Origin of the sequence: Haloferax namakaokahaiae (genome assembly GCF_042663225.1) — an archaeon.
In the GTDB taxonomy this organism is placed as follows: domain Archaea; phylum Halobacteriota; class Halobacteria; order Halobacteriales; family Haloferacaceae; genus Haloferax; species Haloferax namakaokahaiae.
This window is the reverse complement of record NZ_JBHTAA010000001.1, coordinates 588,680-609,901: the sequence shown is the minus strand read 5'-3', so window position 1 is coordinate 609,901 and position 21,222 is coordinate 588,680. Positions and strand designations below refer to the sequence as shown.

23 protein-coding genes are annotated in these 21,222 nt (G+C 63.2%); 10 read left to right on the top strand and 13 right to left on the bottom strand.

Annotated features, from left to right (window positions below; all coding sequences use genetic code 11):
- Positions 1–6: 6 nt before the first annotated feature.
- Complete coding sequence (locus ACFQJC_RS03330) at positions 7–426, bottom strand: Hsp20/alpha crystallin family protein (RefSeq protein WP_390221830.1); 420 nt, start codon at positions 424–426, stop codon at positions 7–9.
- Positions 427–555: 129 nt separating this feature from the next.
- Here ACFQJC_RS03330 and ACFQJC_RS03325 point away from each other — a divergent pair, with 129 nt between their 5' ends.
- The 3 genes from ACFQJC_RS03325 (at position 556) to ACFQJC_RS03315 (ending at position 4,489) form a co-directional block, all read left to right on the top strand.
- Complete coding sequence (locus tag ACFQJC_RS03325; protein WP_390221829.1) at positions 556–1,776, top strand: molybdopterin molybdotransferase MoeA; 1,221 nt, start codon at positions 556–558, stop codon at positions 1,774–1,776.
- Positions 1,764–3,665 carry a molybdopterin biosynthesis protein gene (locus ACFQJC_RS03320; RefSeq protein WP_390221828.1) on the top strand — a complete coding sequence of 634 codons (1,902 nt, stop codon included), beginning with the start codon at positions 1,764–1,766 and terminating at the stop codon, positions 3,663–3,665. The genes ACFQJC_RS03325 and ACFQJC_RS03320 overlap by 13 nt, the downstream gene beginning before the upstream one ends.
- A gap of 77 nt (positions 3,666–3,742) precedes the next feature.
- The gene (locus tag ACFQJC_RS03315; protein ID WP_390221827.1) at positions 3,743–4,489 is read left to right on the top strand and encodes a response regulator; all 747 of its coding nucleotides are present in this window, start codon (positions 3,743–3,745) and stop codon (positions 4,487–4,489) included.
- Positions 4,490–4,533: 44 nt separating this feature from the next.
- Here ACFQJC_RS03315 and ACFQJC_RS03310 read toward each other — a convergent pair whose 3' ends face one another.
- The 7 genes from ACFQJC_RS03310 to ACFQJC_RS03280 all read right to left on the bottom strand — a co-directional run bounded on the left by ACFQJC_RS03310 (position 4,534) and on the right by ACFQJC_RS03280 (position 9,486).
- The gene (locus ACFQJC_RS03310; protein ID WP_390221826.1) at positions 4,534–5,196 is read right to left on the bottom strand and encodes an HAD family hydrolase; all 663 of its coding nucleotides are present in this window, start codon (positions 5,194–5,196) and stop codon (positions 4,534–4,536) included.
- A 71-nt stretch (positions 5,197–5,267) separates the two neighbouring features.
- Positions 5,268–5,630: an LWR-salt protein gene (gene lwrS / locus ACFQJC_RS03305; RefSeq protein ID WP_390221825.1), complete on the bottom strand. Its 363-nt coding sequence runs from the start codon at positions 5,628–5,630 to the stop codon at positions 5,268–5,270.
- Between the two features lies 1 nt (position 5,631).
- On the bottom strand, positions 5,632–5,907 hold the full coding sequence (locus tag ACFQJC_RS03300; RefSeq protein ID WP_390221824.1) for a 4a-hydroxytetrahydrobiopterin dehydratase: 276 nt from the start codon (positions 5,905–5,907) through the stop codon (positions 5,632–5,634).
- Between the two features lie 47 nt (positions 5,908–5,954).
- Positions 5,955–7,325 (bottom strand): glutamyl-tRNA reductase, encoded by a 1,371-nt coding sequence (gene hemA, locus ACFQJC_RS03295; RefSeq protein WP_390221823.1) that lies wholly within the window; start codon positions 7,323–7,325, stop codon positions 5,955–5,957.
- Positions 7,322–7,969, bottom strand: coding sequence for a precorrin-2 dehydrogenase/sirohydrochlorin ferrochelatase family protein (locus ACFQJC_RS03290; protein ID WP_390221822.1), 648 nt, complete (start codon positions 7,967–7,969; stop codon positions 7,322–7,324). Before ACFQJC_RS03290 ends, hemA begins: the two co-directional genes overlap by 4 nt.
- A gap of 1 nt (position 7,970) precedes the next feature.
- Positions 7,971–9,032: a siroheme decarboxylase subunit beta gene (gene ahbB, locus ACFQJC_RS03285; RefSeq protein ID WP_390221821.1), complete on the bottom strand. Its 1,062-nt coding sequence runs from the start codon at positions 9,030–9,032 to the stop codon at positions 7,971–7,973.
- Positions 9,033–9,081: 49 nt separating this feature from the next.
- On the bottom strand, positions 9,082–9,486 hold the full coding sequence (locus tag ACFQJC_RS03280) for a DUF5778 family protein (RefSeq protein WP_390221820.1): 405 nt from the start codon (positions 9,484–9,486) through the stop codon (positions 9,082–9,084).
- A gap of 115 nt (positions 9,487–9,601) precedes the next feature.
- Here ACFQJC_RS03280 and uppS point away from each other — a divergent pair, with 115 nt between their 5' ends.
- Positions 9,602–10,531, top strand: a complete 930-nt coding sequence (gene uppS, locus ACFQJC_RS03275; protein ID WP_390221819.1) for a polyprenyl diphosphate synthase — start codon at positions 9,602–9,604, stop codon at positions 10,529–10,531.
- Between the two features lie 42 nt (positions 10,532–10,573).
- Here the strand turns inward: uppS and ACFQJC_RS03270 are convergent, their stop codons facing one another.
- Positions 10,574–11,932 (bottom strand): serpin family protein, encoded by a 1,359-nt coding sequence (locus tag ACFQJC_RS03270; RefSeq protein WP_390221818.1) that lies wholly within the window; start codon positions 11,930–11,932, stop codon positions 10,574–10,576.
- A gap of 197 nt (positions 11,933–12,129) precedes the next feature.
- A complete protein-coding gene (locus ACFQJC_RS03265) occupies positions 12,130–12,738 on the bottom strand; it encodes an undecaprenyl diphosphate synthase family protein (protein WP_390221817.1) in 609 nt (202 codons plus the stop codon).
- Between the two features lie 154 nt (positions 12,739–12,892).
- On the opposite strand from ACFQJC_RS03265, the gene ACFQJC_RS03260 reads away from it, so the two are divergent.
- Both ACFQJC_RS03260 and ACFQJC_RS03255 read left to right on the top strand, forming a co-directional pair.
- Positions 12,893–14,206: a DUF92 domain-containing protein gene (locus ACFQJC_RS03260; protein ID WP_390221816.1), complete on the top strand. Its 1,314-nt coding sequence runs from the start codon at positions 12,893–12,895 to the stop codon at positions 14,204–14,206.
- Entirely contained in the window at positions 14,191–14,604 is a 414-nt protein-coding gene (locus ACFQJC_RS03255) for a GNAT family N-acetyltransferase (protein ID WP_390221815.1), read from the top strand. Before ACFQJC_RS03260 ends, ACFQJC_RS03255 begins: the two co-directional genes overlap by 16 nt.
- Before the next feature lie 12 nt (positions 14,605–14,616).
- Here ACFQJC_RS03255 and dnaG read toward each other — a convergent pair whose 3' ends face one another.
- Positions 14,617–15,930 carry a DNA primase DnaG gene (gene dnaG / locus ACFQJC_RS03250; protein WP_390221814.1) on the bottom strand — a complete coding sequence of 438 codons (1,314 nt, stop codon included), beginning with the start codon at positions 15,928–15,930 and terminating at the stop codon, positions 14,617–14,619.
- Positions 15,931–16,147: 217 nt separating this feature from the next.
- Entirely contained in the window at positions 16,148–16,891 is a 744-nt protein-coding gene (locus ACFQJC_RS03245; RefSeq protein WP_390221813.1) for a sugar phosphate isomerase/epimerase family protein, read from the bottom strand.
- A gap of 158 nt (positions 16,892–17,049) precedes the next feature.
- Between ACFQJC_RS03245 and ACFQJC_RS03240 the strand changes: the two genes are divergently transcribed.
- The 4 genes from ACFQJC_RS03240 (at position 17,050) to ACFQJC_RS03225 (ending at position 20,194) form a co-directional block, all read left to right on the top strand.
- Positions 17,050–17,265: a DUF3311 domain-containing protein gene (locus tag ACFQJC_RS03240; RefSeq protein ID WP_390221812.1), complete on the top strand. Its 216-nt coding sequence runs from the start codon at positions 17,050–17,052 to the stop codon at positions 17,263–17,265.
- Complete coding sequence (locus ACFQJC_RS03235; protein WP_390221811.1) at positions 17,265–18,764, top strand: sodium:solute symporter family protein; 1,500 nt, start codon at positions 17,265–17,267, stop codon at positions 18,762–18,764. Before ACFQJC_RS03240 ends, ACFQJC_RS03235 begins: the two co-directional genes overlap by 1 nt.
- Positions 18,765–18,836: 72 nt before the next feature.
- The gene (locus ACFQJC_RS03230) at positions 18,837–19,634 is read left to right on the top strand and encodes a YqcI/YcgG family protein (RefSeq protein WP_390221810.1); all 798 of its coding nucleotides are present in this window, start codon (positions 18,837–18,839) and stop codon (positions 19,632–19,634) included.
- Positions 19,634–20,194 carry a cysteine hydrolase family protein gene (locus ACFQJC_RS03225; RefSeq protein WP_390221809.1) on the top strand — a complete coding sequence of 187 codons (561 nt, stop codon included), beginning with the start codon at positions 19,634–19,636 and terminating at the stop codon, positions 20,192–20,194. The genes ACFQJC_RS03230 and ACFQJC_RS03225 overlap by 1 nt, the downstream gene beginning before the upstream one ends.
- 90 nt (positions 20,195–20,284) lie before the next feature.
- Here the strand turns inward: ACFQJC_RS03225 and ACFQJC_RS03220 are convergent, their stop codons facing one another.
- Positions 20,285–20,995, bottom strand: coding sequence for a hypothetical protein (locus ACFQJC_RS03220; protein WP_390221808.1), 711 nt, complete (start codon positions 20,993–20,995; stop codon positions 20,285–20,287).
- Positions 20,996–21,222: the final 227 nt, after the last annotated feature.

Here is a 21,222-nt window from a genome sequence, read left to right as displayed (position 1 = left end):
GCCTCGTCAGGCGTCTTCGTCAACGTCGCCAGAAGTCTCCTGGCGGGCCGACGAGGTTCCCTCGTCGCCTTCTGCAGACGTAATCGGAATCGTCCGCTCACCGGCTTTCGAGCGCTTGGGGAGGTGGATTTCGAGCACTCCGCGGTCGATAGACGCCGCGGCCTCGTCACCCAGTGCGTCCGGCGGCAGGGGCACCTCCGCATCGAGGAACAGCGGGCGTTCTTCGCGGACGTACTCGAACTCGGTCGGGAGACGCTTGTCGCGTCGCGCTTCGATGACCAGTCGGCCGTTTTCGACCCGAAGGTCGGCCGTCTCGGCCGTCACACCGGGCAGGTCGAGGACGAGGAGGTACTCCTCGTCGGACTCCAGGAGGTCGGCGAACACAGCGTCCGGAAGGCTGGACAGCGCGTCGCGCAGTGTGGACATGAGCGACCATAGGGACGCGGGGTCGAAAAACCCGGCGGTCGTTTTCGCCTGCCACCGTGCGAAAACCGGCCAATCCCGCCGGGTTCGACCGAGGCCGACGCTTTTTGTCACCCGCACCAAAGGACGGGCATGAACACCGACGACCGACGCACTGCCGGGTTCAAAGAACGAACCCGGTTGGGCGAGGCCCGCGAGACGTTTCTCGCGGCACTCTCGCCGCACGAACGGACCGTCGAACGCCCGCTGGCGGACGCGGACGGGTGCGCGCTCGCCGAACCCGCCGTCGCGCTCGCAGACGTCCCCGGCTACGACCGCGCTGCCGTCGATGGCTTCGCCGTCCGCGCCCGCGACACCTTCGGGGCGAGTCGTCGCTCGCCGAACGTGCTCCGTGTCGCCGACGAGACGGTCGAACCGAACATCGCCGTCCGCGTCCACACCGGCAGCGACCTCCCCGACGGTGCCGACGCCGTCGTGATGGTCGAAGACACCGACCGCCTCGGCGACGAACTCGAAGTGTTCGACGCGCTCGCCGAGGGCGAAAACGTCGGTGACCGAGGCGAAGACGTGGAGGAAGGCGACCAACTGTTCGACGTCGGCCACGAACTTCGGCCCTCCGACCTCGGGTTGCTCCGCTCTGTCGGCGCTGACTCCGTCTCCGTCTACGAGCGCCCGACCGTCGCGGTGATTCCGACCGGCGAGGAACTCGTCGAATCCGACCCCTCTCCCGGCGAAATCATCGAGACGAACGGACTCACCGTCACGCGGTTGGTCGAACGGTGGGGCGGCGACGCCAGCTATCGTGACATCGTCGTGGACGACCCCGACCTGCTTCGTGAGGCGCTCGAATCGAACCTCGACCACGACGTTATCGTCACCACCGGCGGGTCGTCGGTCGGCGAGCGCGACCTGATTCCGGACGTTGTCTCCGAACTCGGCGAGGTGGTCGTCCACGGTGTCGCGCTCAAACCCGGTCACCCCGTCGCCCTCGGCGTGGTCGAAGAGACGCCAATCGTCATGCTCCCCGGCTACCCCGTCGCCTGCGTCGTCAACGCCTTCCAGTTCCTCCGACCCGTCCTCAAGCACGTGGGGCACCTCACGGAGCGTCCCCTGCCGACGGTCGAAGCGCGCCTGACGCGCAAACTCCCGAGTTCGCCCGGCACTCGGACGTTCGCCCGCGTGCGACTCGCGTACGACGAGGGCGAACCCCTTGCGGAACCGACCAGAACCAGTGGCTCCGGTATCCTATCGAGTGTCGCCCTCTCGGATGGCTGGGTTGTGGTCCCCGAAGGCGTCGAGGGCTACGACGAAGGCGACACCGTGGCCGTCGAAGGCTGGGAGTGGTCCGCGTGAGAAAGCAGTTCCGTGACCTCGCCTCGCCCGAGGCGGCCCACGAGACCATCGACTCGCTGGCACTCGACCCCGACACAGAGACCGTCTCGCTCGCCGACTCGCGCGGTCGAGTCCTCGCCGAGCGCATCGACGCGGAGATGGACGTGCCCGGATTCGACCGGGCGAGCATGGACGGCTTCGCGGTTCGCGCCCGCGACACCTTCGGCGCGGACGAGATGGACCCAATCGAACTCGAACTCGCCGGCGCAGTCCACGCCGGGAGTGAGCCGGACGTGGAAGTCGAACCCGGAACCGCCGTCGAAATCTCGACCGGCGCGGTGATGCCACCCGGTGCCGACGCCGTCGTCATCGTCGAACGAGTCGAAGAGCGCGACGGCTCGATTGCCGTCTACAAGGCCGTCGCACCCGGTGACAGCGTGATGCCCGCCGGCACCGACATCGCCGCCGGTGCACGAGCACTCGGTCCCGGCACGCGAATCACGCCGCGCGAAATCGGACTGCTCTCTGCGCTCGGCGTGGACGAGGTGCCAGTTCGCGGCAAACCGCGGGTGGGCATCGTCTCGACCGGTGACGAACTCGTCCGCCCCGGCGAATCCTTGCGCCCCGAAGCGGGCCAAATCTACGACGTGAACTCCTACACCATCGCCGCGGGGGTCGAGGAGGCGGGCGGAGTCCCCGAACTCTACCCCCACGCGGGCGACGACTACGACGAGATGGAGCGCTTACTCCGTCGGGCGGCCGACGAGTGTGACCTCGTGCTCTCTTCGGGTTCTACCTCCGCCAGCGCGGTCGATGTCATCTACCGCGTCGTCGAAGAGCGCGGCGAACTCCTCATGCACGGCGTCGCGGTCAAACCCGGGAAACCGATGCTCGTCGGCACCCTGGGCGAGGGAAGCGCCTACATCGGCTTGCCGGGGTATCCCGTCTCCGCGCTCACCATCTTCCGGGCGTTCGTCGCCCCGAAGATTAGAGATGCAGCGGGACTCCCCGAGTCCCGAACGGCGACCATCGAAGGCTCGATGGCCGTCCGCGAGCGCTACGCCGAAGGCCGGATGCGACTCATGCCGGTCGGACTCGTCGCCGACGACGAGGGCGAACTGCTCGTCTACCCGGTCGATAAGGGGTCGGGCGCGACGACGAGTCTCGTCGAAGCCGACGGCATCGTCGAAGTCCCGCCGGACGTGTCGTATCTCGCCGAGGGCGAGACGGTCGAAGTCCAACTCTTCTCGGCCGACGTTCGACCGCCCGCGGTGCTCGGCGTCGGCGAGGACGACCCGGCGCTGTCTCGACTGTTAGACCGCGTGCCCTCCACTCGCTATCTCGCCGTCGGGTCGCGCGAGGGTCGTCGCCGACTGCGTGATGGCGTGCCGGACGTCGCGGTCGTCGCCGGCGACACCGACCCCGACGAGGTGGGTGTCGAACTCGGAGGATGGACGCGCGAGTGGGGACTCGTCGTTCCCGACGGAAATCCAGCGAACGTCACTGGTCTCTCGGACCTCGTCGATGCCGACCTCCGGTTCGTCAACCGGGATACGAACTCGGGGCTTCGAACGGCGCTCGCGTCGGCACTCGGTGACCTCGCCGACGAACGGGGGAGCACGCGACACGAACTCGTCGAGGCGATCGAAGGGTTCGACCGAACGACCAAAGCCTTCGAAAGCCCCGCTCGCGCCGTTCTCACCGGACGCGCCGATATCGGACTGGGCCTTCGAACGTCGGCCGAGTCGCTCGGACTCGACTTCGTCTCGCTCGGCGACCAACCCGTTCGCGTCTTCGCCGCGCCGGAGCGAATGGAAAAGCCGGGTGTCGGCGCACTCAGAGCCGCACTCGAATCGACCGCAGACGTTATCGACGGTCTGAGCGGCTACCACACGCGACCGAGAGAGTAACATTCAGCGACATTCTTGTCATCAAGAAATATAAAAAATGTGAACACATATATCGCTGTGGTGTATAGATGGTCAACATGCATCGCCATTTGGCTGTCCTCCATGTCGACGACGACCCAGACATGCTCGCGCTCTCCAAAGCGGCGTTCGAGCGGGTCGATTCGGTCTCTCTCGAGACCGCGACGTCGGCGGCACAAGCACTCGATGTGCTGGACGAAACACACATCGACTGCGTAGTCAGTGATTCGCTTGTGCTCCCAAACGGCACTCCGCTCGTCACGGCAATCAATCAGCACGACGACGACCTGCCGATTCTACTCTTCACGGCAAAAGAGTGGGTCGAAGTCGCCGATATCGCCACGTCTGCGGGTGTCGCGGAGTACGTACAAAAAGCCGGTCCCGACGACCTCTCGACTGTCCTCAAGCGCGTCGAGGGAATGGTCAACGAGAGCGACGAGTTCGGCTCTGCGTTCGAAGCGGGCGAGTCCGCGCTCCAAGAGGCACTCTCGACGCACGCCGACGCGGCATCCAAGGCATCGCTCGGTCTCGCCGAGGAGTGGGACCTCATCGGTCAGTGGGTCGGCGAGAGAGAACTCCCGATAACCATCATCGAGGCGGTAGAGGAACACGCCGGTCTCACGGCCATCGAAGAACCGCTGTTCGACGCAATCGACCCGGAAGCGCTCCAGGCGCTTCTCGAACCGCTCGTGGAAGAACAAGCCGAGTCGAACGTCGAAGTTCGCTTCGAGTACGGCGCGTTCGAACTCGCCGTCACTAGTGCGGGCGACATCTACGCCCGACCCCGTTCGGCGGCCCTCGACTGACCGCGACTTCTCTTCGTCTTTCGAACCCCTGAGCGACCGCTCGCCTACCGAACCAACTCGTCGAACGACGTGAGTCGGTAGTCGCCGAGGACGCACCGACCCCGGTGGTCGGGTCCGTGTCGCTCCACGTGGATGCCGTCGAGACCGGCGTTCCACGCCGCTCCGATGTCGCTCTCACCGTCGCCGGCGAGGACGCCCGCGACACCGCCGTCTGTGCGGAGTTCGGACTTGAGTCCCAACTGCGAGATTGCGCGTCTCACCGGCGCAGGGTCGGGTTTCCACCCGGTCTCTTCGGTACAACAGACGACCGTGTCGAACCAGTCGCGCACGTCGAGGTGGTCGAGCACCGGGTCGGTCAAGAACTGCTGACAGTGGGTGACGACGCCGACGGGGCGGCCCGTCTCGTGAATCGCTTCGATGAGGCGTTCGGCATCGTCGTGGAGGTAGGTCACTTCGGCGCGTTTCAACGGGTCTTCTTCTGCGTGGAAGGCAGGCCAGAACTCGGCGGGGTCGATACCCCACTCGCGGAGGGTCGGGTCGCGGGCACCCCCGAGCCCGTGCCAGATTGTCTCGGCCTCGCGGTCGGAGAAGGGATACCCGAGTCTGTCGCCGACGCGGTCGAACACGTCACGCGTGTACGACCACTCGGCATCGACGAGGGTTCCGTCGAGGTCGAACAGCCAGAAATCGTAGTCATCGAGGACCATTCGGACTGTTCAATAGGTCGTTAGTGGATAAATTTCTTCCGTCAGCCGAGAGATTATTCCGGACTGTCATCTTATTCGACGCGAATCGCGCTGCCGAAGTACTTGTGAAGGACCTCACGGACGGACTCGGCGTTGAACGCGTCGAGGTCGGACGCAATCGCTTCACGAAGCGCCGCTAACTCCTCTTCTGTCGTCTGCAACTCCGAGAACGAACACGCGTCGATTGGGACGCCGAGCCACGACTCCGCCAATCTACGGCCGTGGCGTTCGTCGTTGAGTTCGCCACGCCAGAGCGCGTCTCGAAACAGCAACCACCCGTCTTCGCCCGGCGTCGCGGCCGGAACGCGGACCGTCGTCTCGAACGTCTCGGGAGTCGTCCGAACGCCGGGCGCAGTGTCGAGTCGAAAGCCGACTCGAAACACGTAGGTCGCCATCTCAGAACTCGTCGTCGAACAGGTCGGCAAGTCGCAGGTCTTTCTCGGTGATTCCGCCCTCCTCGTGGCTCGTCAGGCGGACTTCCACCTCCTCGTATCGGATGATTATCTCGGGGTGATGGAACTCCTCTTCGGCCACTTCGCCGACCTCCGTGGCGAACTCGACGCCGTCGAGGTAGGAGTCGAACTCGTAGACGCGAACGATTTCGTCTCCCTCGCGTTCCCACCCACCGGAGAGTTTCGAGTCAACCTCGTCGTCGGACAGTCGCTGTGCCATACAAACGTGTCGAGGGCTAGTAGAATAAGGATTCGGGGCGAGCGGGGTCAGTCGTCCGAGAACTGCTCGATGACGTGTCGGGGAATGTCTTCGTCGTCCGGGAGGTCTGACGAAATCGCGTCCTCCGGAAGCACCCCCGTCGGCGGGGCGTCCATCTCGACCGCGCCGTCGTCGAAACTCGGGTCGAACAGACGCATCGCGGTCTGGATGGTCGTCCAGTCGTCGTCGCCCGCGGCGTCGCGGAGGCTCTTGGTCGGCGCGGCGAGCAACTGTCCGATGAGCGCGTCGGCGAGCGACTCGACCGTCTCGCGCTGTTCGTCGGTCAGGTCGCCTTGAGCCTCCAACTTCGAGAGCGCCGTCGAAACCTCGCGTTGCTTGATGCGTTCTGCGCCCTCGTACATCGCGCTAATCGCGTCGTCGGCGCGCTTGCGCTTGTACGCATCGAGCAGGTTGTCGAGTTCGTCGTCTATCATCTCCTCGACGGCGCGTGCGGCCTCCTCGCGGCGACTCTCGGTCTGGTCGGTGACGGTTTCCAGGTCGTCGATATCGCGGAGCGTGACGGTTTCCAGCCCCGAGGATTCGGGGTGGATGTCGCGCGGTTGGGCGATGTCGATGAGCATCGTCTCGCCGGCGGCTTCGAGGTCGGTCACGTCGATGACGTACTCCGGACTGCTGGTCGCCGAAATGACGAGGTCGGCGGCCGTCAACTGCTGTTCGAGTCGGGCGAGGTCCGTCGCGGTGGCGTCCGCGGGCACCTCGCGGGCGACGTGTTGGGCGTTCGATTTCGTTCGGTTGGCGACGACTATCTCGGCGACGTCGGCCGCGGCGAGCGCCTTCGCCGCGAGCGTCCCCATCTCACCCGCACCGACGACGAGCGCGTTGACCGACGAAATCGGCCGGTTCAATTCGGCGCGTGCGAGTCTGACGGCGGCGCTGCCGAGCGAGACGGCACCTTCGTTGATGGCCGTCTCGTCGCGGGCGCGCTCGCCGACGTGGACGGCTTTCATGAGCGCGTCTTCGAGCATCAGGTCGATGCCGCCGACGTCGTTCGAAATCTCGATGGCGTCTTTGAGCTGTCCTAAAATCTGGTCCTCGCCGAGGACGAGCGATTCGAGTCCCGACGCGACACGCATGAGGTGACGCAGGGACTCTTCGTGGTCCATGTGGCGAACCGCGCCCTCTCGAACGTCGAGGGCGAAGTCTTCGAGCGCACGGCGACCCGCGGTGGCGTCGTCGGTGACGACGTACGCTTCCGCGCGGTTGCACGTCTGGAGCGAGTACGCTTCGGCCACGCCGTCTCGGGAGAGCAATCGCTCGACGACGGTGTGTACGTCTTCGACCGAGGCGGACTCAATCTCCGGGATACTGGCCCGGTCGTGGGCGACGCTTATACCGGAGATGATGCCTGTGTCTTTCATGCGTCCTCGTTCTCTGTGGTTCGAATCACGCGCGCTGCCTCTCGCCGGGGGTTTGTATCCCCGCTACGTAAAGCCTTCCAAACTGACGGGTCACGAACGACGGCGCGAATCGCGTCACGGCGTTCGGCCGGTGTGCGATTCGAATCCTTCAACTCCGCCCGGAGTTCGCCGGTCAATTCGGCCATCTCGCCCGCCCCCGCCAACTCGGCTTCGATGCGTTCGCGGAGGTACTTCGAGAGCGCCGGACTCGCGCCGCCAGTCGTGATTGCGACCGCTACGTCGCCGTCTTCGATGGTCGCGGGGACGACGACGCTCCCCACGTCGCGCTCGCCGCTCCGGTCGGCGCGATTGACGAGCGCACCGTGGTCGCGGGCGGCCGCGACGAGTGCGTCGTTTACCTCGGAATCGTTCGTCGCCGCGACGACGAGTGCCGGGTCGAATCGGGCGACCCAGTCGTCGGCGTCGTCAACCGTCACCGCCGCACGAACGAGTTCTGCATCGCCGAAGGCTCCCTCGGCGAACTCGGGGCTGACGACGACGGTGCGCGCCTCGTCGGCGAAGCGCCGGGCCTTGCGCGCACCGACCGGTCCGCCACCGACGACGAGCACCGTCTCACCCCTGAAATCGTGCACCAGCGGTATCATTTCACTCCGTGTTCGCGTCCGCTCGTTCGTCCATTCGAATGCCCGTCTTCTTCAAGATTCGCGTCGAGAACAGGGTGTCCCAGTCGTCGTCTCCCACCTCCCAGTAGTCGCTCATCACCTCGCGGACGCGCTCGATTCGGGCCTCGCTCTCTGCTTCTGAACGGCCGTGGGTCATGGCGAAGAAGTTGTACTGCCAGACGCCGTCGTGTCGCGGGCGTCGATAGCAGTGGGTCACGAAGTCGAGGCTGGCGATTTCCGGGCCGACCTCCATCACGATGTCGTCGGGGACGTTCCAGACGGTCATGCCGTTCTCCGTGTAGCCGAGGGCGTAGTGGTTCGGGATGACGCCGACGCGCCGGACCTTGCCTTCGAGTTCGAACCGCTTGATGGTCGAGACGACCCACCCGGTGTCTTGGCCGAGCGCGTCAGCAACGTCGGCGTAGGGGGTCGCGGTGACCGGGAGACCACCCTGAATTTCGAGCACGAGGTCGCGCTCGTCGGGCGTGAGTGTTTGCTCGCCCGACGGTTCAACGTCGGGGCCGAGGTTCGAGAGGTCGAGGTCGCCGTCAGAGATGGGACCGTCGAGCAGGAACTTCGCGCCGACGTGGAACTCGTGGAGTTTCGGCATGTTGTACGTCGGTTGGCCGGTCTCGTCTTCGATTTCGCCGAGCACCTCCTCGACGCGCGATTCGTCGGCGACGGAGACGACGAACCACATGTTGAGGTGCGGGTGCTCGCGCTCGTAGTTGTGGGCGACTTCCCGGTGGGCGTTCACCTGCTCGGCCACCTCGTCGAAGCGTTCCGGCGGGGCGTGCATGGCGACGAGGGTCGCCGTTCCACCGATTTCTTCGGCGTTGACGAGCGCGCCGAACCGGGAGAGAATCCCGTCTTCGTCGAGCGTTCGCACTCGCTCACACAGTTCGGTCTCGGTCACGTCGATGCCGCGCTCGCGGAGCGCTGCGGCGGCGGGTGCGAACGGGCGTTCGACGACGGGAAACCCGCCTTGGAAGGCATTGACGATGGCGCGGTCGAGAGGAGAGAGGTCCGCGTCCGCCTGAGTCATATAGGCGTGACTCAGGATGCGAGGACGATAAACGACTCGCTTGGTCGCCCTACTCGCTCGGGACGGGCGTCACGCGCTCGACGTGGTCCAGCGCGTCGAGGTCGGCGACGATTGCCTCTTGGTCCGCCGTCGCCTCGTAGTAGAACACGAGGTCGAAGGTCCCCTCGCGCAGGAGTTGCTGACACTCCCAGACGAACTCGTCGTCTTCGACCGAGAGACCCTGAAACTGGTTCGACGAGAAGTCCGTGTCGTCGTTGCCGGCGTAAATCCACGCGTCGCCCTTGTTCGCGTGGCCGGCGATGACGTCGTTGATTGCGACGGTCAACTCGTGCATTTCGAGGTCTTCCCGTCCCGAGAGGTCGGTGTGGACGATTGCGCCCACGAGTTCGATGTCGCCGGGTTCGAGGAGGGCGAGGGTACGCTTGTACAGGTCGTCGTCGATGGTCTCGCTCATGTATCACGCTTCGCGCCGGGATACAAACGGGTGGCGATTTGCGTGAGAATTCGTCGAGACGAGTTTGTCCGCCGAAACCCACAAGACACATGCGCCCACCAATACACGAACAGGTATGTTCGGGTGGGTTCGACAGGGATTCCAGCGCGCCTACGAGCGCATGCTTCGCCGCGAAATCGGCGACGGTCCCACTCACGTCGCAATCATTCAAGATGGAAACCGGCGCTACGCCCGCGAACAGGGCGACGACGCGCCCGATGGCCACCGCGCCGGCGCGCAGACGACAGAGCGCGTCTTGGAGTGGTGCGAAGAACTCGGCATCGAGGAACTCACGCTCTACGCCTTCTCGACCGAGAACTTCGACCGACCGGACCACGAGCGCGAACCGCTGTTCGACCTCTTCGAGTCGAAACTCTACGAGTTCGCAAAGGCCGAGCGCGTCCACGAGAGCGAAGTCGCCATCCGCGCCATCGGCGAGGTGGACATGCTCCCCGACCGGGTGCAGGAGGCAATCGACTTCGCCGAGTCCGAGACGGCAGAGTACGACAACTTCACGCTCAACATCGCACTCGCCTACGGCGGCCGCGCCGAGCTCCTCGGGGCCGCCCGGGACGTGTGTCGCGCGGTCGAATCCGGCACGCTCGCCCCCGAGGATGTCGATGTCGATGCTGTCGAATCCCGCCTCTCTCGCCAACACGTCCGCGACGTGGACCTCATCATCCGCACCGGCGGCGACGAGCGAACTTCCAACTTCCTTCCGTGGCACGCCAACGGCAACGAGGCCGCCGTCTACTTCTGTGCGCCCTACTGGCCGGAGTTCTCGCGCATCGACTTCCTCCGCGGCATTCGAACCTACGAGTCCCGCGAGAAGTCGTGGCAGCGAACCCGCACGGAACGCGCCGTCGCGCTCGTCCGCGCCGTCGCCGAAGTCGAACTGGCCGACGCGAAGGCCGTGGCTGGTCGGTTGCGCCAGCAACTCCCCTCGTCAGGGGCCGCAGAGGTCTCCGAAGAGTTGGCAAAACGGAGCGACGAGTCGGCGGACTGAGTTCGAGGCGTCGGCGAAGTGAGCACGAGGCGTCGCTCGACGCTATTCTCCCTGCGCAGCGCCGGCATCGACGACACGACCCAAGAACAGAATCGCGTCGGTCGGGCGGTCACGGATGCAGAAGAGGAACGGGCGGTCGAACCGCAGTTCGCCCCACTGCGGTGGCAACGATTCTTCCATGACCACCGCCGTCGCGGCGGCCGCTTCGGTCCCCTCCTCATCGACCGAGACGAACGATTTGTGGAACACGTCGTCGATAAAGAGCCCGCCGCCGCCGTCTTCGACCATGCCGCTGAAGTCGGCACCGCCACCGAACGCGCCGGGCATGCCCATCTCCGAGAGCGCCGTCGAGAGTTGGACTTCGGTCTCGAATTCGAACCGAGGGAGAATCACGTCTCCCAGCGCGTCGCTCATCTCCTCGAAGATGCCGAACAGCCGACTCGCGTCGAGACTCTGCTCGAACGATTCGAACTCGCCTTCGTCGGGCAGAATCAACACCATCGACACCTCCCGTCCGACGTACGGAAGTTCGATGGCCTGCGCCCCGGGAATCGAGGCGTAGTTCGTCTTCAACTCCTGTCGCATGAGCGGAACCGTCGATTCATTCCCGTCCAGCGCGGTGAACGTCCCCTCCTCGGTGTTCTCGGGGTCGAACTTGTGTAACCACCCAGCCATGAAGTAAATCGCGTTGGTGAGGACGAGAACCGTCTGCGGGGAGATTGCGTCGGCGGGGAGTAAGTCTTCGATTCGGTCCTCGGTCTGGTCGGCGACCCACTCGTTGATTCGGGTTCGCTCGCCGGTCGGGTCGCCAGCGAAGTCTGCTTCCCGAAGTCCTGCGCCGTAGTTCGCTTCCAGTACAGCGAGGTAGTCTTCGGAGAACGGGTAGCCTTCCTGTCCCCAGAGCGCGTTCGCAACGGCCAACTGGAAGGCGTCAACGTCGCTCCCGTCCATCGGGTCTGTCGTCTGTTGTCGCTCGTCGAGTGCGGATTGGAGGGTGGAGAAGGTCGGATGAATCTCGTCGCCGAGCGTGTAGTGGAGCGTCTCTTCCATCTCCGCCCGGGTGTCGCCGCGGGCACCCGCGTACGTCATCGCCAGCGCTACCGAGATGCTGTACGGCGAGACGAACTGATTTCCGCTGGACTCGCTTGCGAGGTACTGGTGTAATTCGAGGGCGAAGTTCGCGTTTCCGGCCGCGAGCGCTGCGAGTTGCTCGTCATCGACCGATGGCTGACCTGTCGGTGGTTCGTCGGTCGGCGTCTCAGTTGGCGTCTCGGTTGGCGTCTCGGTCGGTGGCGTTGTCGTCGTCTCTGTTTCCGTCGGCGACCCACCACCGCCCGCACATCCTGCGAGCGTTGCGGCGGCGAGTGCGCCAGAGAGCGCGAGCATCTCGCGGCGGTTCATACTGGACTGTTCAGACAACTGAGAATATACTTTCTGTTGACTCACACCGCTGTTTGTGTTATCACGGTCGGTCGCTGATGCTTCCTTCGTCAGCGTCCGAACTACCTCGTCAGCAGAGCTGCCGCGGAATTTGTCCTACCGACCGAACTTCTGTTGCACTCTTCGAGCGCAACAGCGTTCGGGCGATTCGTTTTCACTTATCGCCCGAATCTCCGCTGTCTGTCCTTGTAATCCCGCAGCGCCCGCAAGAAGTCACGCTTTCTGAAGTCGCGCCAGTTCACGTCGGTGAAGTAGAGTTCGGCGTAGACGGACTGCCAAATCATGAAATCCGAGAGGCGCTCGGCACCCGTTTTGATGACCAAATCGGGTTCGCTCGGGAAGACGAGTCGCTGTTCTACTTCGGTGCCGTCGATGTCCTCGGGGTCGAGGTCGCCGGCGTCTACTTCCTCGGCGAGCGAGCGAACGACTTCGGCGAACTCGCGCTTGCCGCCGAGACCGATGTTGACCTGAATCGGGGCGGTGGCGCGCTCGGTGTCGCCGGGTTCGCGCACCTCGATTTCTCGGGGGGCATCGAGGCTTCGAAGCTCTCGGGAGAGTGTCGGGACCACCGCCTCGTCGAGGACGCTCACGGAGATGGTGATGCGCTCGGCACCGTACTCGAAAGCCCACTGGATGAACTTCGAGAGGGTGTCGTACGCGCCCTGCTCCAAGAGGTCGCGTTCGGTGATGACGAGGGCGATGTGTTGCGGCGCGGCCGTCTCGTCTAACCGGAATCTGAGCGCGAGGTAGTGGTCGTACAGTCCCACGGCGATTCATCCGCCGTCGTCGGACCTAATTGTTCGGGTTCTCACGCGCGAGTGGGTGGGGAATCAGCGAGCGATTCGAAGCGTGAGAACCTGCTTCCAACCGGCGATTTCCCATGTCGGGAGGGTTAAGTGCGCGTCGGGGAAATCGGACGATGTGACTTCGACGCTCCGGCGAGCGGGAGGATTCGCAGGCGTTGGGACGTTAGCGCTGGCAGCGCCCTCTCTCGGGAGCGCCGCGTTCGCCCCCTTCGCCGCCGTCGCGCTGCTCGCCGCCTTCGTCATCGACGACGGCCCGCTGTTCGAGCTATTCGCTCGACCCGGCGACCGCAAAGACGGCCGTCTCAACGGTCTCGCCGGGTTCGCGTTGGCGGCGACCGGACTGGCGCTCTTGGCGACGATTCCGCGGGTCAAACTCCCGATGTCGATATTCGTCGCCAGCGTGCTCATGCTCGCATACGGCAATCTCGGTGCGAAACTCGTCGGTGAGCGATTCGCCGACGACTTCCTCACCACGGCGGGGTTCGTCGCCGGTGCGTTCCTCGCTGGGACGTTCGGACAGGTCGCGGTGGCGTCTATCTCCAACACGCCTCCGTTGCTCCCTCGCTTCGCGTTTCTCGCCGTCCTCGGCGGTCTCCTCGCGGCACTCCTCCGAACCACGCTCTACGAGCGCGACGACCCGCTCGTGATGGTCTCTATCGCCTTCGTCCTCTGGGGCGTCCAGCTACTCGCCGGACCGGTCTCGACGCTCGAAGCCGCCTTCGGTATCGGGCTGACGGTCGCCCTCGGCTATGCGGCCTACGCGATTGGCACGGCGTCGATTGCAGGCATGTTGACCGGCGTCTTCCTCGGCCTGCTCGCAACCGCCCTCGGTGGCATCGGATGGTTCGTCGTCCTCATCTCGTTCTTCGGTATCGGCGGTCTCGCCACGAAGTTCCGCTACGACCAGAAGGAATCCCGTGGCGTCGCCGAAGAGAACGAAGGCGCGCGGGGAACGGGCAACGTCCTCGGCAACTCCGCCGTCTCGCTCGTCGCCGTCGTCGGATTTGCGACGACACAGACGTTCGGGCACGAACTCGGCGCGAACCTGTTCGTCCTCGCGTTCGCCGGCTCTGTCGCCGCCGCGATGAGCGATACGCTTTCGAGCGAAATCGGCGGGCTGTTCGACAACCCTCGTCTCATCACGTCGTTCGAGCGCGTCCAACCGGGAACCGACGGCGCGGTGACGTGGCAGGGTGAACTCGCCGGCATCGTCGGTGCGGCCATCGTCGCCGGACTCGCCCTCGTGTTGCTCCCACTCCCCTCGCAACTCGCCGCCGCCGCCGTCCTCGCTGGTGGTGTCGTCGGCATGACCGTCGATAGCCTCCTCGGCGCGACGGTCGAGGGCGCTGGACTCGGCAATCAGGCGGTCAACTTCCTCGCAACGCTGGCGGGCGCGCTCGGCGCGATGCTCGTGTGGCTTCCACTGTGACGGTTCGTCCCGCGACTCCTGACGAGCGAGCACGACTCGACTCTCTCCAGCGACTGCTCACTCATCCGTCGCCCGAACTCCTCGATTCGTGGCCGACCGTCGGGACGGTGCTCGTTTCGGTCGATGACGACGAGACGCCAGTCGGGTATCTCCTCGCTATCGGCGACCACCTCGCCGAACTCGTCGTCGAACCGGCGTACCGCCGGGAAGGCCGTGCATCGGCGCTCATCGAGGCGTACCACGCCCGACGACCGGACGCCGAACTGTCGTTGTTCGTCCACGTCGAGAATCGCGTGGCACAGGCGTGCTACGAGAGCCTCGGTTTCGAGAACGCTGGACGAGTGACCGACGCGTTCGCTGGCGAGCCTGGCGTTCGGATGGTTCGTTCGCGGGAGTAAAACGAGAGCCAGCTACGGGAGTAACTGGTCGGCGGTACGGACGCGAACGCTGATTGGCTTCTTGACGAACTCGCCTTTCGAGCGACCGACGACGTGCTGGACGCCGCGCTGGGCCGCGATATCGACGAGTTTCTGGCTCACTTCGCCATCGACGATGACGACGAGCGGAACGGAGTCGGTGTGTTCGAGTGTCTCGTAAATCTTCTCGACGGCGACTTCGTCGCTGAGCATCAGGTCGTGGTCGAGGAGGCGTGCGAGTCCGCTCTCGTCGCTGACGACTTCGCTCACGTGGTCCACGAGCGTCTTTCGTTCCTGTTCGACCGTGACGGCTTCGACGGCTGACCCGTCCGCGGTGCGTTCGACTGCGACCGCACCGCCGTCCGAAGTCGTCTCGTTGGACACTTCGGTCGCGTCCGTCGGCGACGGCATGGTGTCGTCGTCCGGCGTCGGCGGTTCCGAGAGGTGGCCGGGCGCGTCGAGACTCTGCTGGGCGACTGCGACTGCGGCGCGCAGGTCGCCCTCGTTGGGAAGCGCCGCGAACGCGACCTTGTTTCGAAGCGATTTGATGACTGCCTCGCGGTCGAGGTCTTCGACCGACTCGCCGTCGGGGGCGAACGCGACGTAGTCCACGTCGCCGACCTGCGAGAGTTCCCGCAGGATGAGTTCGCCGCCTCGGTCGCCGTCGAGGAAGGTGGTGACGGTGCGCTCTTGGGTGAGCGCGGCCACCTCGTCCGGGACGTTCGTCCCTTCGACGGCGACGGCGTTCTTGATGCCGTACCGGAGGAGCGTCAGCACGTCCGCGCGGCCTTCGACGACGATGATGGCGTCGGAGTCGGCGACACGCGGGCCGGCGGGGAGTCCGTGATAGTCGGTGATGTCCTCGACGCGGACGCTCTCTTGGACCTCTTCGAGAATCTCGGTCGAGGACATGATGGTGTCGTCGAACGAGGACGAGAGCAGTTCTTTCGCGCGTTCGACGACCATCCGGCGTTTCGCCTCGCGGATGTCTTCGATGTTCGTCACCTCGATGACAGCCTGACACGGCCCGACGCGAGTGAGCGTTTCGAGCGACGCGGCGAGGATAGCCGTCTTGACCTTGTCGAGGCTACTGGCGATGGTGAGATTCCCGAACGAGTGGCCGTTCTCGGAACTTATCTGTACGTCTATCCGTCCGACTTTGGAGGACTGCTGGAGGTCGCGGAGGTCGAGGTCGTCGCCGAGCAGGCCTTCGGTTTGCCCGAAGACCGCGCCGACGACGTCACTCCGTTCGACCACCCCATCGGCGGAGATTGAAGCGTGAATGAGATATTTTGCGGTGTCGTCCATTGGTGAAAGCCCCCGTGTGGGGGAATGATGAGTTGATGGTGATGTTAGTGGGCGAAGCCCACAGTCTACTCGTATATAAGTCGTGCACGAGGGAAATATCTATCGCGGTGGCTCGATAACTCCAGAAATCGAACCAACTAATCCATCGAGAACGTCTGCGAATTGAAACCCGGAGTCGGACACGATTCGTCGGTTTCGTGACCCGTCTAACTCGGTTCTAGAAGGACTCCCGAAGGTCCGCAACCGTGCTCCCCGCGGCGTCGCAAAATGCGGCCGGGTCGTCTGGGAAGTCGTGTTCGGCGATGACCCACTCGACGCCTGCGTCGCGGGCGACGGCGACGGACGCGTCGATATCGAGTTCACCCTCGCCGAGGTTCACCGGGTTCCCACCGCGTTCGGCCGTGTCGTCCACGACGACGTCTTTGAGGTGAACGAGCGGCGTTCGGTCGGCGTATCGAGAGATGTAGGAGATGGGGTCCGCACCGGCGGCGAGAATCCACGCGAGGTCGAGTTCGAACCCGATACCCGAGTTCTCTGCGAGTCGGTCTATCGCGCGCTCGCCGTCGATTTTCGCCAATTCGTGCTCGTGATTGTGGTAGCAGAGTCGGAACCCACGGTCGTCACAGCGAGCGGTCAGGTCGTCTAATCGGTGTGCCGTCTCGTCTACCGCGTCGGCGTCGGCGAAGGCTTCCGGCGGGAGGTAGGGGACGACGAGCGTCTCGACGCCGAGAGCGCCGTACCGCTCGCAGACGGCGTCGAGGTCGGCTTCGAGGTCTTCGATGGGGACGTGCGCGGCGGGGGAAACGAGACCAGTCTCTTCGAGTGCGGTCCCGATTGCGTCGTCGTCGTCCAACCCAGCGAACTCGACACCGTCGAACCCGGCGTCCGCGACGCGTCGAACGAGCGCCGGTGTCGGTTCGTCGAGTTCGCGCAGTGAGTACAGTTGGAGAGCGAAGTCCATGGCCACACCTCACCTGCCCGTCACGAAACCCTTCCGACTGCCCATCAGAGGCGTTCTCGATTCGATATTCGATATTGAAGAAAAATTCTCTCCAATAAGGGCAAGTGTAGGTTAATAGAGCAACACTTACCTATGACTAACTATTATCGTCTCCAATCATGCCGAAGACACGTATCGACTATCTCTGGATTGCCGCCTTCGCGGTCCTCGTAACGTTCGCCGTTCCGTGGTTCCTCTGGGGTGACAGTCGCGTCGTCGCGGGACTTCCACTGTGGCTCTGGTGGCACATCGGCTGGATGGGGCTTGCGACGGTCGTGTTCTATCAGTTCACCCGCAACGCGTGGGACCGCGGGATGGGTGAGGTGACCCGCTGATGGCGTCGGCACTCGCAATCCAGTTGGGCGTCATCGGAGTCTACCTCGTCGTCGCCCTCGCCATTGGCCTGCTCGCCTATCGTCTCACGAGCAGGCAGGCCGAAGACTACTACCTCGCCGGTCGCTCTATCGGCACCGTCGTCCTGCTCTTTACGACGTTTGCGACGTTGCTCTCGGCCTTTACGTTCTTCGGCGGCCCGGACCTCGCCTTCCGTGCCGGTCCGGAGTGGATTCTCGTCATGGGCGTCATGGACGGGATTCTCTTCGCCATCCTCTGGTACGTCGTCGGCTACAAACAGTGGCTCGTGGGGAAGGCTCACGGCTACGTGACGCTCGGTGAGATGCTCGGCGACCGATTCGGCTCGACCCGCCTTCGCGCGCTCGTCGCCGGAATCAGCCTCTTCTGGCTCTTCCCGTACGTGATGCTCCAACAGATGGGTGCCGGGGAAGCAATCGTCGGTCTCACCAACGGCATCGTCCCCTACTGGGCCGGTGCCGCCGGTATCACGGTGTTCATGATCGCCTACGTCGTGCTCTCCGGACTCCGCGGCGTCGCGTGGACCGACACCCTCCAAGGGCTGTTCATGCTCGGCGTCGTCTGGCTCGCCGTCGGGTGGGTCGCGGCCGCCGCCGGTGGCCCTGCCGCACTCTCGAACGCGCTCGTGACCAACAAACCGGAGTTCGTCTCGCTCGGCGGCGGTCTCTACACCCCGCAGTTCATCATCTCCTCGGCGATTACCATCGCCTTCGGCGTGGCGATGTTCCCGCAGATAAATCAGCGATTCTTCGTCGCCAGGTCGGCGAAGGTGCTCAAGCGCTCCTTCGCGCTCTGGCCCGTGCTGGTCGTCCTTCTCTTCGTCCCGGCGTTCATCCTCGGCTCGTGGGCCGCCGGACTCGGTCTCTCGGTGCCCGAGGGTGCCAACGTCCTGCCCGTCCTCCTCAACGAGTACACGCCCGTCTGGTTCGCCGCGCTCGTCGTCGCGGGCGCGATGGCCGCGATGATGTCGTCGTCCGACTCGATGCTCCTCTCGGGGTCGTCGTACTTCACCCGCGACCTCTACCGCCCGTTCGTCGCCCCCGACGCGAGCGACGCCCGCGAGGCGTGGATTGCTCGCATCGGCGTCGCACTGTTCGCAACGCTCACCTTCGTCGCCAGTCTGTTCCGTCCCGGCACGCTCATCGAAGTCGGTGACACGGCGTTCGGCGGCTTCGCGCAGATGGCCCTGCCCGTCATCGTCGCGCTCTACTGGCCGCGGACGACTCGCTCCGGCATGTTCGCCGGCATCGTCGGTAGTCAGGCGTTCTACCTCGCGCACGTCTTCGTCCCGCCCGTCGAAGTCGGCGGCGTGGCCGTCTTCGGCGCGACCTACCTCACGTGGGATTACGCGCTCTGGGGCATGCTCCTCTCGCTGGTCCTCACCGTCGGCGTCTCGGTGCTCACCGCCGCCGCACCCGACGAGAACCAGGCCCGGTTCTCCGAAGAACTCCGCGCCGACTGAACTACTTCATCTTTTCGTGCTGTTCGGCACACAAACCCGAATACTCAAATTTACGCACACCAACCCCCGGTCATGAACGAGTCGGGGTTGCAAGTGCTCATGGAACAGGACGTACTTCGGCAACGAATCGCCGACGGCGAGTTGCCGGCGTGGGCCGTCCAGCACTACGAAACGTTCCGCGAGACGATGCTCGGCGAGCACGACGGCTCGCCCTTCCCGTGTTACTTCGGCATCGAATCGGAGCGACAGGGTGACGCCCTCTACACCTTCGTGGACTCCATGACCCACAAGGACGACCTGCTGGCCCTCCGCGATACGCTGCTCGAATACATCGACGTGTATCCGGACTATTCGGAGCGATGCTCGCTCGTCGCCTTCTTCAAACCACCAGCGGAGGACCTGAGCGAAGCCGAGTACCACGAACATCTCTGGCACGTCCTCCAGTTCCTCCACGTCAACGACCCCGAACCGTGGCCCGAGGACATCCCCACCGACCCGGATAATTCGGAGTGGGAGTTCTCCTTCGGCGGCGAACCAATGTTCCCGACCACCCGCGCGCCCTTCTACGACCAGCGCATGAGTCGCTACTGCCCGTGGGGACTCGAAATCACCTTCCAACCCCGCGCATTGTTCGACGGCATCACCGCCGACACCGAGGCAGGCCAGCAGGCCCGCGAGGTCATCCAACGACGTATCGAGGACTACGACGGCGTCTGCCCCCACGCCGACCTCGGCGACTGGGGCGTCGAAGGCGACCGCGAGTGGCACCAGTACATGTTCTCCGCCGACGAGTCACAAGCCCCCGACGAGTGCCCGATTCGCATCACCCGAGACCACCCGAAGATGACCATGGCCCCGGCGGACGACTGATGGTCGAACTGCCTGCTGATGCGGTTCTGGTCTGCATCGACATGCAGACCGGTTTTGATAGTCCAGTCTACGGCGAGCGCAACAACCCCGACATGGAGTCGAAGGTCGCCGAGTTGCTGGCGACGTGGCGCGAGAATGAGCGGCCAGTGGTGCACATTCGCCACGACTCCCAAGAGCCTGATTCGCCGCTTCGGAGCGATAAGGACGGGTTTGCGTGGAAAACCGAGGCTGTGCCTGAAGACGGCGAGTTGGTGCTGACGAAGAACGTCAATAGCGGGTTTATCGGGACTGGACTAGAGGAGTGGCTTCGGGAGCATGGCTATTCGACCTTGGTGGTGTGTGGGTTGACCACCGACCACTGTGTCTCGACGACGACGCGGATGGCCGAGAATCTGGGTTTTGACGTTTATTTGGTCGCGGACGCGACGGCGACTTTTGAAAGAGAGGGTGTTGAAGGAGAGTCGTTTACGGCGGATGAGATGCACCGGACGGCGTTGGCGCATTTGAATGGGGAGTTTGCGGAGGTTGTAGTTTTGGCAGATGTTTTCGGAGACTGCTGATAGTCTCATTGCTGTCAATCGTAGATGGAGAGGGCGCAAATTTGAGCCAGCGAAATCTTGATTCAAATTAATCATAAAACGATATATCAATTAGTCATCCAACTCTATCGAAACAAAATCTGAGACTAAATATTGCGAAAAGTGTTTTTTATATGTATGGGATGAATAAATAAAAATCGCCATTCCCATCCATGAAAGAGGCCAAACGGCTTCAATGAATTCTTGAAAATTCGGGAAGAATAATAGGTACTTCGGGGGCCTACTGATTATCAAGCCAAGATAACTGAGATTGTAGTGAATTAAATAGAGAATGGGTAGGCCAAATAAGAAGACAGACATACTCCGAGAGAAAGCAAAAATCGCTTGAAAGGTCCGAGAGCGACCTTTCCCATTTGTATATATCCGACTTTGAACGAACGGATAGAGACTTTTCCATTCGCTAGCATCAGGCACATCACCTTCTTCGAGGAGCAAACTATCGTCACGAAATGTCGCTGCACAACATTCTTTAAATTTAGTAACAACATGTTCATTACCGTTTTCTAGAATGTAGTTCGAAAATTGGGTTCGATGGCTTGTCACTAACGGAGTAGAATTTAAGAGTGATTCAGAAAGTGCAGAAAGCGAATGAAGTGCTTGACCGAACACGAACGATAGCACTAATATTGGTATTAACGCTACGAAGAAGTTAATATCGATCTCTTCTGGCAATATCATAAATAACCCCAGAACAGTAGCAAGCCCCGGTAAGAAAACGCTGAAGAAGTCATAGACAGTAAACAGTCGGAATGGACGTGGCATACCTTGTATGATAATTCAACGATATTAATCCATTCGCCGATGACAAATTAACCAGATGTTTTGTTTCTACATAGTAAAGCGAAAGAATTCAAAAAAAGAGAGTGAAAAGCTTGGCCGAGTTTATGCTGACCTCATAAACATATGCAGACGCACATCGTTCCCGTCGAACTCGGTTGCCGGTGACACACCGTTTGTATGATTTTCTCAACCTACCCAGCCGCGGGCTG

What these genes read in the sequence shown, in the direction of transcription:
- ACFQJC_RS03330 (WP_390221830.1), bottom strand. Translation starts at nt 426, where the DNA reads ATGTCCACACTGCGCGACGCGCTGTCCAGCCTTCCGGACGCTGTGTTC.
- ACFQJC_RS03325 (WP_390221829.1), top strand. Translation starts at nt 556, where the DNA reads ATGAACACCGACGACCGACGCACTGCCGGGTTCAAAGAACGAACCCGG.
- ACFQJC_RS03315 (WP_390221827.1), top strand. Translation starts at nt 3,743, where the DNA reads ATGCATCGCCATTTGGCTGTCCTCCATGTCGACGACGACCCAGACATG.
- ACFQJC_RS03310 (WP_390221826.1), bottom strand. Translation starts at nt 5,196, where the DNA reads ATGGTCCTCGATGACTACGATTTCTGGCTGTTCGACCTCGACGGAACC.
- lwrS (WP_390221825.1), bottom strand. Translation starts at nt 5,630, where the DNA reads ATGGCGACCTACGTGTTTCGAGTCGGCTTTCGACTCGACACTGCGCCC.
- ACFQJC_RS03300 (WP_390221824.1), bottom strand. Translation starts at nt 5,907, where the DNA reads ATGGCACAGCGACTGTCCGACGACGAGGTTGACTCGAAACTCTCCGGT.
- hemA (WP_390221823.1), bottom strand. Translation starts at nt 7,325, where the DNA reads ATGAAAGACACAGGCATCATCTCCGGTATAAGCGTCGCCCACGACCGG.
- ACFQJC_RS03290 (WP_390221822.1), bottom strand. Translation starts at nt 7,969, where the DNA reads ATGATACCGCTGGTGCACGATTTCAGGGGTGAGACGGTGCTCGTCGTC.
- ahbB (WP_390221821.1), bottom strand. Translation starts at nt 9,032, where the DNA reads ATGACTCAGGCGGACGCGGACCTCTCTCCTCTCGACCGCGCCATCGTC.
- ACFQJC_RS03280 (WP_390221820.1), bottom strand. Translation starts at nt 9,486, where the DNA reads ATGAGCGAGACCATCGACGACGACCTGTACAAGCGTACCCTCGCCCTC.
- uppS (WP_390221819.1), top strand. Translation starts at nt 9,602, where the DNA reads ATGTTCGGGTGGGTTCGACAGGGATTCCAGCGCGCCTACGAGCGCATG.
- ACFQJC_RS03270 (WP_390221818.1), bottom strand. Translation starts at nt 11,932, where the DNA reads ATGAACCGCCGCGAGATGCTCGCGCTCTCTGGCGCACTCGCCGCCGCA.
- dnaG (WP_390221814.1), bottom strand. Translation starts at nt 15,930, where the DNA reads ATGGACGACACCGCAAAATATCTCATTCACGCTTCAATCTCCGCCGAT.
- ACFQJC_RS03245 (WP_390221813.1), bottom strand. Translation starts at nt 16,891, where the DNA reads ATGGACTTCGCTCTCCAACTGTACTCACTGCGCGAACTCGACGAACCG.
- ACFQJC_RS03240 (WP_390221812.1), top strand. Translation starts at nt 17,050, where the DNA reads ATGCCGAAGACACGTATCGACTATCTCTGGATTGCCGCCTTCGCGGTC.
- ACFQJC_RS03235 (WP_390221811.1), top strand. Translation starts at nt 17,265, where the DNA reads ATGGCGTCGGCACTCGCAATCCAGTTGGGCGTCATCGGAGTCTACCTC.
- ACFQJC_RS03230 (WP_390221810.1), top strand. Translation starts at nt 18,837, where the DNA reads ATGAACGAGTCGGGGTTGCAAGTGCTCATGGAACAGGACGTACTTCGG.
- ACFQJC_RS03225 (WP_390221809.1), top strand. Translation starts at nt 19,634, where the DNA reads ATGGTCGAACTGCCTGCTGATGCGGTTCTGGTCTGCATCGACATGCAG.
- ACFQJC_RS03220 (WP_390221808.1), bottom strand. Translation starts at nt 20,995, where the DNA reads ATGCCACGTCCATTCCGACTGTTTACTGTCTATGACTTCTTCAGCGTT.